This is a genomic window from Chryseobacterium salviniae (genome assembly GCF_035819015.1).
In the GTDB taxonomy this organism is placed as follows: domain Bacteria; phylum Bacteroidota; class Bacteroidia; order Flavobacteriales; family Weeksellaceae; genus Chryseobacterium; species Chryseobacterium salviniae.
Genome location: NZ_JAYLAA010000012.1, coordinates 91,013 through 102,689 on the forward strand (window position 1 = coordinate 91,013; position 11,677 = coordinate 102,689).

Annotated in this window: 10 protein-coding genes; 4 read left to right on the forward strand and 6 right to left on the reverse strand. The window is 34.6% G+C overall.

Annotation, left to right across the window (positions count from 1 at the left end; all coding sequences use genetic code 11):
- The 6 genes from SOP96_RS02425 to SOP96_RS02450 all read right to left on the reverse strand — a co-directional run bounded on the left by SOP96_RS02425 (window position 1) and on the right by SOP96_RS02450 (window position 8,769).
- On the reverse strand, window positions 1-1,404 hold the full coding sequence (locus SOP96_RS02425) for a RagB/SusD family nutrient uptake outer membrane protein (RefSeq protein ID WP_326319635.1): 1,404 nt from the start codon (window positions 1,402-1,404) through the stop codon (window positions 1-3).
- Window positions 1,405-1,429: 25 nt separating this feature from the next.
- Window positions 1,430-4,630 (reverse strand): SusC/RagA family TonB-linked outer membrane protein, encoded by a 3,201-nt coding sequence (locus tag SOP96_RS02430; RefSeq protein ID WP_326319636.1) that lies wholly within the window; start codon window positions 4,628-4,630, stop codon window positions 1,430-1,432.
- 80 nt (window positions 4,631-4,710) lie between these two features.
- Window positions 4,711-5,544, reverse strand: a complete 834-nt coding sequence (locus SOP96_RS02435; RefSeq protein WP_326319637.1) for a FecR family protein — start codon at window positions 5,542-5,544, stop codon at window positions 4,711-4,713.
- A gap of 83 nt (window positions 5,545-5,627) precedes the next feature.
- On the reverse strand, window positions 5,628-6,116 hold the full coding sequence (locus tag SOP96_RS02440) for an RNA polymerase sigma factor (protein ID WP_326319638.1): 489 nt from the start codon (window positions 6,114-6,116) through the stop codon (window positions 5,628-5,630).
- Window positions 6,117-6,672: 556 nt separating this feature from the next.
- Window positions 6,673-7,008, reverse strand: a complete 336-nt coding sequence (locus SOP96_RS02445; RefSeq protein ID WP_029295477.1) for a DUF3276 family protein — start codon at window positions 7,006-7,008, stop codon at window positions 6,673-6,675.
- A 99-nt stretch (window positions 7,009-7,107) separates the two neighbouring features.
- Window positions 7,108-8,769 (reverse strand): ABC transporter ATP-binding protein, encoded by a 1,662-nt coding sequence (locus tag SOP96_RS02450; RefSeq protein ID WP_326319639.1) that lies wholly within the window; start codon window positions 8,767-8,769, stop codon window positions 7,108-7,110.
- 91 nt (window positions 8,770-8,860) lie between these two features.
- On the opposite strand from SOP96_RS02450, the gene SOP96_RS02455 reads away from it, so the two are divergent.
- The 4 genes from SOP96_RS02455 (at window position 8,861) to SOP96_RS02470 (ending at window position 11,655) form a co-directional block, all read left to right on the forward strand.
- Window positions 8,861-9,766 (forward strand): transcription antitermination protein NusB, encoded by a 906-nt coding sequence (locus SOP96_RS02455; protein ID WP_326319640.1) that lies wholly within the window; start codon window positions 8,861-8,863, stop codon window positions 9,764-9,766.
- A 10-nt stretch (window positions 9,767-9,776) separates the two neighbouring features.
- Window positions 9,777-10,289, forward strand: a complete 513-nt coding sequence (locus SOP96_RS02460; protein ID WP_326319641.1) for a DUF1573 domain-containing protein — start codon at window positions 9,777-9,779, stop codon at window positions 10,287-10,289.
- A 4-nt stretch (window positions 10,290-10,293) separates the two neighbouring features.
- Window positions 10,294-10,665 carry a preprotein translocase subunit YajC gene (gene yajC, locus SOP96_RS02465; RefSeq protein ID WP_326319642.1) on the forward strand — a complete coding sequence of 124 codons (372 nt, stop codon included), beginning with the start codon at window positions 10,294-10,296 and terminating at the stop codon, window positions 10,663-10,665.
- A gap of 258 nt (window positions 10,666-10,923) precedes the next feature.
- Entirely contained in the window at window positions 10,924-11,655 is a 732-nt protein-coding gene (locus SOP96_RS02470; RefSeq protein ID WP_326319643.1) for an SDR family NAD(P)-dependent oxidoreductase, read from the forward strand.
- Window positions 11,656-11,677: the final 22 nt, after the last annotated feature.

The following is an 11,677-nucleotide window of genomic DNA, read 5'->3' on the forward strand; positions in this document are numbered from 1 at the left end:
TTAGTATCCGTTATTTTGTTTAATTGCAGGGTCGGTATTTATTTGTGTTTGTGGAACCGGCATCAGTAGATTGTGTGTATGTATCTTTGCAGTACTGTAGCCTGGTGTATTTGCAAAGTGTGCTGTCATCACAGAAATTGCTTTACCTGTCCTCAAGAGATCGAACCAACGATGTCCTTCGCTTACTAATTCTTTACGTCTTTCCAGATCTATTTCGTTCAAAAGAGTTTGTTTTGTCGTTAGATTTACAGGATTAATTCCTGCTCTGGTTTTCACTTGGTTCAAATAAAAATTAGCATTTACATAATCATTCCCTTCGGCATAACATTCTGCTAATAAAAGATAGACATCCGCCAAACGCAGCACTACAATATTACTTCCGCCGTCAGCTATGACATTGGATGTTTTGACTAATTTTTTGGTATAAGGAACGCCGTTGCTCGTTAATGCGATGAAAGCATCCCTGCGTTTATCTCCATTGGTGTAAAGATTATAAATTTCTTTTGTTGGGATATTATGCCCTTTCGCTCCGGAAACAACTCCCGAAGGCATAAACATTTGATAGGCATTACTTCCTTCTGAATTTCCGTTTATTCCTGAAGCAAATTGCACATCAAAAATGATTTCAGAATTGTTTTTATTATTAACATCAAAAATTTTAGTAACATCAGTCTGCAAACTATACCCTAAATTTATAACTTGTGATAAATATGGCAGTGCTTCACTGAACTTTCCTTTAGTTATTAACACTTTTGCCAAAATTCCCAATGCTGCCCCTTTGGTTACCCTACCTTTTTGCGGTGTAGTATTAGGTAAAAGTGTAATAGATTCTTTAAGTTCTGCCTCAATAAATGTATAGACTTCATTGGCAGGCGTACGACCTTGTCCAAAAAATTGATTTACATCAGTTGTTTCTTTGGTAACCAAAGGGACATCTCCAAAGATACGGACAAGATTAAAATACATGAGTGCCCGTAAAAATTTAATTTCACCGATTCTTGTATTCTTGAGTTGGTCATCCATATCGGAAATTCCGCCAATTCTGTTTAGGATGATATTAGCCTGCTGAATGCCGACATACGTGTCTTTCCAGGTGCTTGCTATGAGAGAATTATTGGGCTGAATGGTGAAAAAATCAAATTCACCATACGTAAAAGAATCATTTGCAGGAACTTCATCATACGTATTATCAGACGGAATTTCTCCAATTGCAGGCATTGCTAAATTATATTGTCCGTCATATTGTAAAGAACCGTATACGGAATTTACTGCCTGCTCAATTTGCTGAGCATCCTGATAAAATTGTGAGGTCACTTTAGTTGCTTCAGGATAGGTATTTAGTAAATCTTCAGAGCATGATTGTACGCAAAAGATAAAAACGACAGATATTATTATATTTCTCATTTTAAAGAGTATTATTAAGGTTGAATTAAAATTTAAAGTTCATTCCGAAAGAATAGGATTTTGATATTGGATAGCCACCGCTATCGAAGCCTTGGGTTAAAACATTATCTGTATTGGCATCCAGATTCTGCCCACGATAAGAAGTAAAAGTCAGCAGATTGTTACCAAGAAAATAAATTTGAGCTGATTTGATTTTTAAGGCTGAAGTAAGGCTTTCTGGCAGATTGTAAGCAAGTTTAAGAGATCTTAACCTTAAATAATCGCCATTCTGGAAAAATATATTTGAGGTACGTGCTTCTTTTCTATTGTTTGAAAAGTTCATATTGGGCATTGCATAGATACCGTTCGGATTAGTTTCCGGATTATATCGGTTATCAAAAAAATGCTGGTTTGCAATAGAGAATCCTTCTAAAGATCCGGACAAACTCACTTCGTTTCCATTGTATACGTTTCTTCCCAATTCGCTATACAGAGAGAAATCGAGTTCGAAATTTCCATATCTAAAATTATTATTGAATCCGATGATATATTTGGGAACTCCGGTTCCATAACTTCTCTTGTCTTTGCCATCAATTACCCCATCATTATTCAAGTCTTGAAAAATATAATCCCCAACCAAAGTTCCGGAAATATGCGGAGAATTATCAATTTCCTGTTGGGATTTGTATACTCCGGTAATATTATACCCATACATTTCTCCGATGGATCCTCCAACACGGGTTACAGAAAAATTATTGGTTCCGGTAACAATCTCATTCTGCCCTTCTGCGAGGGATAATACTTTGTTTTTATTGGTTGAAAAATTAATACTTCCATTATAAACAAAATCTTTTACAATACCTATTGGTTTTACGGAAAGCTGAATTTCAAAGCCTGTATTTCTGATTCTTCCAATATTTTGAAGCGATGAACTATATCCCGATTGTTGAGGGACGGGTACATCTAAGAGAAGCCCATCTCTATCGAGAATATAGTAATCAGCAGAAACATTCAAAAACTGGTTGAATAAAGAAAAATCTGTCCCGAAATTGTTTGATTTGGATTCTTCCCAGGAGATATTAGGATTAGGTGCTGACGAGGCTCTATATCCTGGAGCCAACACTCCCCCAAAAACATAATTGACCTGAGACATCAGCGATAGGGATCCAAAATTATCAATTTGGTTATTTCCGTTAGTTCCAATACTATATCTTAATTTAAATGGGTTTAAAACATTATTTTTTGGAAAGAAGTTTTCATTACTTACTGTCCACCCTAATGATAGTGCATAGAAATTTCCCCATTTGGAATTGGCTCCGAAGCGTGAAGAACCATCTTTACGGTAAGAAGCCATTAGATTATATTTATTGCTGAAATTATATGAAACTCTGGCGAAATAGGAAATCAGCGTCCATTTGTATTGCGTAATGTCATTTTTAAAAGAGGTTCCTCCCGCAATATTGGTGATACTGTTATCTGGAAAACCGCTTGCAGTAGTTACCACCTGATTATTGTTTTCCTGTTGATAGGATTGCCCTGCAATCGCATTAAAAGAATGATTGCCTATTCTCTTGTCATAAGTCAGTAAATTTTCAATTAGATAATTTTTACGGATATACTCTGTACGGCTGGCTTTTGTTACGTCAGGTGCTGCAGTTCTATAAGCTCCTACAGTGGAAGGATCGAAAAAATTGTATTCATAATTAGTATAATCTCCTCCGACAGTCAATTTATATCTAAAGTCTTTCAGGAATTTTAGTTCTCCAAAAGCATTCCCAAATGTTTTAAACATAGCATACTTTCTATTAACCATTTTGGCTACAGCAATGGGATTTTCTACCAAAGCTCCATCAGTAGATGTATTTGCTTTTATTTGTTCGGAAATAATAAGATTTCCATTAGAATCATAAGGAGCAAAGAAAGGATACATTACTTGTGCCATCTGAACAAAATTGTATGAAGATGCATCTCCATTGGACTCAGCAGTATGACCGATAGAATAGGAAGGCGTTATAGAAGCGCCTAACGAAAGATTTTTATTGATTTCAGTTACAAAATTGATGTTGGAAGAGTATTTCTTGTAATCTGTCCCTATAACAATTCCCTCCTGATCAAAATAACTTCCGGTAAATGCAAGTTTACTTTTTTCACTTCCTGTTAATATGGTAAATGTAGTATTACTTATTGCTGCTTTTCTGAATACTTCATCAAACCAATTGGTATTGGTAAGCCCAGGCTGTTTGTTAAGATAAGGGGTAAGATAATCAGGAATTAATTCTCTAAGAGTTGCTCCTTTTGCTTTTCTTGTGGCAGTATCATCAGAGGCACTCCTATTTGTTCCTTTGGAAAGATAATTGTTATCTCTTGCTTCTTTCATATAAATAGCCATATCATATGCATCTACATATTTTGCTTTGTCAGCTCTTTGCTGAATACCATAATATGTGTCTAATGTTATGTCTAATTTTCCCTTTTTTCCTTGCTTTGTTTCGATAAGGATAACACCGTTAGCACCTCTGGAACCATAAATAGCAGAGGAGGCAGCATCTTTGAGAATATCTATTTTTGATATAGAATTGGGGTCTATAGAATTTAAGTTGCTCCCTTCGGAAAGTGGAAAACCGTCTACTACAATTAATGGGTTGGAACCTGCTGTTAAAGTCCCAATACCCCGAACCCGCAGAATTGGAGAAGCACCGGGCGTGCCATTATTTGTAGACACTTGAATTCCTGTTGCTTTACCAGCAATAATATCTCCAAAATTTCCGGAAGCGATACCTTTTAAATCATTTTCTTTTATTGAGGAAATAGATCCTGAAATATCTTTTCTGCTTTGTTTTCCATACCCTACTAAAACTACTTCATCAAGGTGAGATTCTCTTGGTGATAAAGTATCGTTTTTTACCGTCGGGTCATTTTTAGCAACAATTTTTGCGGCTCCTTTACGGATGGTCACCGTGTTGTTTTGAATGGTGTAATCAATAAGCTTATTGTTCTTAAGGAAATTTAGCGATGTTATTAAAGAATTGTAGTTAATATTGCTTTCATCTATAAAAATTCCTTCTAAGTCTGAAACTGAGTAGAAAAATTTTGTTTTCGTAGTTTTTGAAAGTTTTTTTAAAACCTCTGTAAGTGGTTTTTCCGGTCCGCGCAACGATTGCACGAATGCAGTTGGCAAGGCTGCCTGCGATATTTGTGGAACACAAAAAATACCGAGCAACACAATACTAATTGCTGTTTTTTTCATAGTTTTGTAACGATTAATTGTTAAACTTTAGCGAGTTCGATTAATTTTCAGCATCAGTAATCCCCATTACTGATGCATTTTTATTTTAAGATAATTTTATTTTCATTTTTATTATCTATTACTACTTTTAATTTGAACGGATAACTGGCTATGGATAAAATCTCCCCGAGATTACCTGTAAATGACCCGTTTACTATTTCATTTTTGTAAGCGGGCGGATACTCTATCTGTACGTGATATGCTTTCTCCAGTTTTTTGATAACATCAGAATATTTTTGATTTTCAAAAGAGAAATTCATTACGTGATTCTTACTAAGAAAATGATATTCAGTGCTTTTTTCGTCAACGGTCCATATTTCTTTTGGCTCTAAGAAAGTGATCTTACTCTGATATTCAATTTTAACTTTTCCCTCAAGCAGTTCTACTTTTTTCTCTTTAGATTTTTGATCTACTAAAAATTTTGTTCCTAATACTTCCAATTTAAAATCTCCTGCATGTACTACAAAAGGTTTTGATTTGTCCTTTTCAATACTAAAAAAACCTTTTCCTTGAAATTCTACATCCCTGTTTTCTTTTCCAAAATTTTCTTTTAATGACAATTTACTGTAAGGTTTCAAAGTTATTACGCTATTGTCTGATAGTTTAAAGGTTTTAGAAAAATCTTCTGTCTGCAGCACAATAAGATGATTTTCCTTAGACGCAGTGGTTGAAAAATTTTTATATAAAAATAAGATCCCCAATAATGGAACTATAACAGATGCAGCAACCCAATAATATTTCTGCCTGCTTTTGTGCTGATTAATTCTGGTTTCAATAGCTGTCCAAATTTTCCGGTCAGTTTCAACGCTTATTTTCTGTTTTTTTTCAGAAATGCTTTTCCAGGTTTTTTCAAAATGTTTTTGGTGATCTTTCATACAATTATAATTACGCGCATAAATAAAAATGTCCACCTTGAAAAAGCGGATTTAATAATTTGTTTACAATGATTAATATTTGGTTAATATAAATTCAGGTTTGCTTTTATGAATTGGATAGCCTTTTTTACCTGCTTTTCTACTGTTGATTTAGAAATATTATTTTCCTTCGCGATTTGTGAGTAACTGATTTTTTCTATTTTATTTTTACTAAAAAAAAATCTGCTTTTTTCGGGAAGCCTTTCCAGAAGGTTCTTAATTTTCTTTATTTGCTCTTCTTTAAATTCTTCATCAATATTTTCTGAATCGGCTTCATCTTTTATAAGGTCTTCATCCGAAAAAGTAAAAAGCATTTTATTTTTTCTGTAAAAATTGGAAACTTCCTGTTTTGCTGTTTTAAAGATAACAGGCTCTACATTTTGAGAATCTTTTAGAGCTGAAGAATGCTTCCAAAGATGTATGAAAATTTCCTGAACCACATCTTCCACATCTTCTGTATTTGAAATATAATTTCTTACGAAGAAGTAAACCTGATCTTTATAATCGACGTATATTTTCTTGAAGTATTTCATTTTTTAACAGGACATAGACATATAATAATTTTTGCGAAAATACCCAATTCAGGATAGATTTTTATTAACATGGCATTAAATTTAATGTTAGGATATATAAGTTAATAAATATACGCCGTTAATAATCAAAAATTGTTTTGTAGTTTTAACGCTTCTTTTTAATATTTAAAACGAGAGCTTCTTTATTCTTTAGTTGATATTAATATATTGTTTTTGAAGAAAGCAAAATCAAATTTGTTTGAAAATAAAAAATAAATATGAATGTATTCCTTTATAAAATTGTTAAAAAATTATCTTTTTTTCATTTTGTCCGAACCCAGTTAAGTCATCCAAACTATAGCATCAAAGATGCTAAGAATTTCTGATTTGCTCCAGTCTTAAGATGCAACGCCCGATAAAGCCTTAGAGCATTGCAGAAAAATAAAGGAAAATCTTAAGTATTGCATTATGCAAAGCATGCTCTTTTGGAAGAGGAACAGTTGAGTCAGGTCAGTAATTTCCAGTCACAAAAAAAGCATCTTTTTTCAGATGCTTGTGTTTTTAGAATTATTCTTTTTTAAACTTCGTCGTCAGAATCAATGGTGTAGGTTCTGCTTTTGAAGTCTTTGTCATGCTTTTCTGATATTACATCCTCACCCTTTTCGTTAATGATGAAATCTGTGGACTCATTAAACATCTCCTGAAAACTTTTAAAATCCTCTTTATAAAGATAAATTTTGTGTTTCTCGAATGTAGCTTCTCCATTCTCTCCGAAGTTCTTTTTGCTTTCGGTAATCGTAAGATAATAATCTCCTGCTTTCGTCTCGCGCACATCAAAGAAATAAGTTCTTCTCCCTGCTTTTAACACCTTCGTGAAAATTTCATTTTCATGGCGTTCCTTGTATTCACTCATTGTTAGATATTTTTTAATCTTGTTAAGAACAAATATAAAAGTTTTCTTTTAATCACAAAATTTTTTTTATGATTTATTTAACATTTATGAATGAAAGCGCTATGCTGTTACGGAATTGTTAATTTCAGTCAGGTTGAGGATTTTATCTGCACGTTGGGCGCTAGACTCTCTGTGCGTGATGATTATAGAGGTAGCATTATGTATTTTCCTATCAATATTTTCAAGGATATTTTGCTCAGTTTCTGTATCCAGCGCAGACAGGGAATCATCAAAAATAATGATGCTTGGGTCTTTAATGAGCGCTCTGGCGATACAGATTCTTTGTTTCTGGCCTCCCGAAAGCATCACACCACGTTCACCTACCATGGTTTTGTACTGGTCTTTGAATTCGACGATGTTCTTATCAACGTCGGCAATCTTGGCATATTCAACCACTTTTTCATGGGTTGGCTGATCTATTGCAAAGCCGATATTATTTTCAATCGTATCAGAAAAAAGATAGCTCTCCTGGGGAATATAACCAATGAATTTTCTGTAATTATCTAAATTATGCTCCTTTAAGTTTTTTCCGTCGATTAAAATTTCACCTTCTGTAGGATCAATAAGTCTGCAAAGTAATAGCGCAATGGTAGATTTTCCGCTTCCTGTTTTACCCATAATGGCCAGAGATTCTCCTGCTTTAACGGTGAAACTTAGATTTTCCAATGCAGCAATTCCTGTATTCGGATAAACATAAGATACATTTCGGAATTCAATATCTCCTTTGATGGGATAATTTTCAAAATTTCGGTTAACGATTTCAGATTTCTTATCCATAAATTCATTAATCCTCTGCATGGATGCTTCTGCCCGCTGGTTTACAGAAGTTACCCAGCCCACCATAGAGAAAGGAAATATCAGCGTGTTGATATACATAAAGAAATCTGCAATCTTACCGATGCTGAGTTCTCCGGCAATATATTTCTGTCCCCCGATCCAGATAATGGCAACATTCAGCAAACCGATTACAAAAAGAATGATGGTGAAAAAATACGCTTCTGTTTTTGCAAGATCGAGCGCTTTGTCCTGATAGTCGGTCACTTTTACGCCGTAATTTTTTTCAATATACTTTTCACGGGCAAAAAATTTCACAACACGTATTCCCGAAAAACTGTCCTGAACAAAAGTAGAAATCGCAGACTGACTTTTCTGCATAATCTTCGATTTTTTATTGATAATCGAACTTACCGTGTAAATAGCGTACGAAAGGAGAGGCAGAGGAAGCAATGTCCACAACGTCATGGAAACATCGGTCTTCAGCATGTAAATTGCCGTTATAATGACCAGTACTACCAGATTAGCAACGTACATAACACCGGGTCCCAGATACATTCTTACCGCAACAACATCTTCGCTCAGTCTGTTCATAAGATCTCCAATAGTGGTTTTTTTATAATCCGTTAACGATAAATCCTGATAATGTCTGTAGATTTTATTCTTAAGCTCATATTCAATTCTTCTGGAAGCAACAATAATCGTCTGTCGCATCATAAAAGTGAAAAATCCGGTAAGAAGGGAGCAGCCTACGATAATGGCAACATAGATCAGAACCTGTCTGTTGAATCCTAAATTTCCATTTCTTGTAAGTTCATCCACTGATTTCCCTACGAACTGAACTTTATATATATTGAAGAAATTACTGGCAATGATAAATAATACCCCCCAAAATAATAATATTTTGTGTTTCCAGAAATAGGGGTTCAGGGTTTTTAAAGCTTTCATAAACTTTTACAAATTTACGAAAAATGTCATCATACTACGAATCTCATAAATTTTAAATTTCGTATCTTTGCGCCCATAAAAAGCTCTTTGAATGTTAGGAAGACGACAAATCCGTGAAAAAATAGTACAGACTGTGTATTCATATTACCAGAATCCGGTGAAATTTGATGTGCTGGAGAAAAACATGTTTACCGGAATAGAGAAAATCTACTATCTCTATATCTATGAATTAAATTTTCTGGTAGCACTGAAAGAACTGGCAGAAAACCAGATCGAAATCGGCAAAAACAAATTTATTAAAACTGATGCTAATATTAATCCTAACCAAAAATTCATCAACAATAAGGTTTTGATTAAGCTGGAGGAAAACCCCGAGCGGCTATTCTTTACAGGCCAGCACAAACAGCTCAAATGGGATATGCATGATGACCTTCTCGTAAAGACTTTCCAAAGAATTACAGCCGGAAAAAGATACCAGGATTTCATGAAAGAAGATTCTTATTCATTTGAAGAGGATCAGAAGTTTATCGGTAAATTATTTTTGAGATATATTGCTGAAAATGATGATTTTCATGATTACTTAGGAGATAAGGAACTTTCATGGTATGATGATATCCACATTGCCAATTCAATGGTTCAGAAAACAATAGGTTTCTTAAAAGAAGATGAAGAAAGCAGAACGTTAATCAGAATGATTAAAGATGATGAAGATAAGACTTTTGCCATTAAACTTTTAAGAACTACACTGGATAATTGGGAAAACAACGAAAAGAAACTGGAAGAAAGACTGGAAAACTGGGATTTGGAAAGAGTTTCACTCATGGATAAAGTAATCTTGTCAACAGCGCTTACGGAACTGGATAATTTTCCCCTTACCCCCTCAAGAGTTATCATTAATGAATATATAGAGATTGCTAAAGTATTTGCGACAGACCGTTCCAATATTTTCATCAATGGGATTTTGGATAAATACTGCAAAGATTTAAATAGAATATAAATATTTCAATATGAAAAAGACGTTTTCAATTATCGCTTTATCAGTAATAGGCTTTGGGTTCATTTCATGTAAAAAAGAGAACAAAGAAATTGCGGGCACCGAAACTGTTGCAACAGACTCTACTGATGCAATGCCGGCCCACTCAGGAGATTCTGCTGCGGTAACTCCGGCTGCAGACGAGACAAAGGCTGTTCCCGTGTCTAATCAGCCATCAACTACAATTGCACTTTCTGAAAGCAACTTCGATTTCGGGAAAATCAAAAAAGGAGATAAAGTGGAACATGTATATGAAATTACAAACACAGGAACTAATCCTCTTGTGATTTCAGAAGTTAAACCGGGATGCGGATGTACGGCTCCTGATTTTACCAAAGAGCCAATTATGCCGGGTAAAAAAGGAAAAATTACCTTACATTTCGATTCTACCAACTTTGACGGAAACGTAAGCAAGTATGCAGATGTTTTTGCCAATGTAGAAAAAGCACCTATCAAATTAACATTCACCGCAAATATTCAACCATAATATCATGAATTTACTTTCAATATTTTTACAGGCACCTGCACAGGGAGGAAACTCTTCCATGATGTTAATCATGATGGGAGTGATGTTTGTAGGTTTTTATTTCCTAATGATAAGACCGCAAATGAGAAAACAAAAGCAGGAGAAAAACTTCCAGGAGACACTTAAAGTGGGGACAAGAGTTGTTCTTACATCGGGTCTTCACGGGAGAATCGCCCAGATTCAGGATGATGGTTTTGTAATTGAAACATTATCGGGAAAGCTAAAGTTTGAAAAAGCAGCTGTTTCCAGGGAATTTACGGAAGCCCGTTTCGGAGATAAGGCTAAAGCTGCTGAGAAAGCAGACGACAAAAAAGAAATCGAAACTGAAAAGAAATAATCTTTTAGTTTACAGATGCTTCGTTTCGGCGGGGTGAGCAAAGCTCACCCCGCCGAAACTTTTTTATAGAAGCTGTTTTCAAGATAATGTACAAAGGCCATCATTTTGAATGAAGCGAAGCGGAGTGACGAATTTATAAAATTTCAAAACCAGACTATAAATTTCTCCTAACGCCGAAATGACAAGAGAACATTTAGAAACTGTGTTGATTCATGAAAAAAATCTGGAAATTAGTGTTTAATAAAATATCTTTGCCCCATGAATAAAAACACAAACAAAACCGTTCTCATTTTAGGTGCCAATTCCGATGTTGCCAAACAGGCTGTTAAACAATACATTGAAAAAGGATTTTCTGTAATGGCAGCTTCCCGAAATACAAACTCTTTAGAACGATTTATTTCAGAAAACAATCTGAATTCCAAAGTGAAAATTTTATATTTCGATTCTGTAGATTTTGATTCTCACAAAAAATTTTACGATGAACTTCCCGCAAAACCTCATATTGTGGTATATGCCGCCGGATTTTTAGTGGATAACGAAAGAGCCTTGGCAAACTTCAAAGGAACTCAGCAAATGATGATGGTAAATTACATTGGTGCAGTTTCCATATTGAATATTATTGCGATGGATAAAAGCAATAAAAATTTAGAAAGAATTATCGGTTTATCCTCGCTTTCCGGAGTTCGTGGGCGAAAAAGCAATTTTGTATATGGCAGTACAAAAGCAGCCTTTACAACCTATCTTGCCGGTTTAAGACAGGAATTAAAACAAAGAAATATCACGGTAAATGCTTTGGTGATTGGTTATATTGATACGAAAATCAACCAAGGCTTAGAATTAAACAAAAACCTAATCATGCAGCCCGATTACGTTGCGAAATTCATCGTTAATGCAGGAAACTCATTTACCATTGTTCCGGATTTCAAATGGAAAATCATTTATTTGATTTTAAAAGTTCTACCGGAAAGTCTGGTGGCGAAGCTGCCGTAATTTTTAATTTGGTTCTTACTAA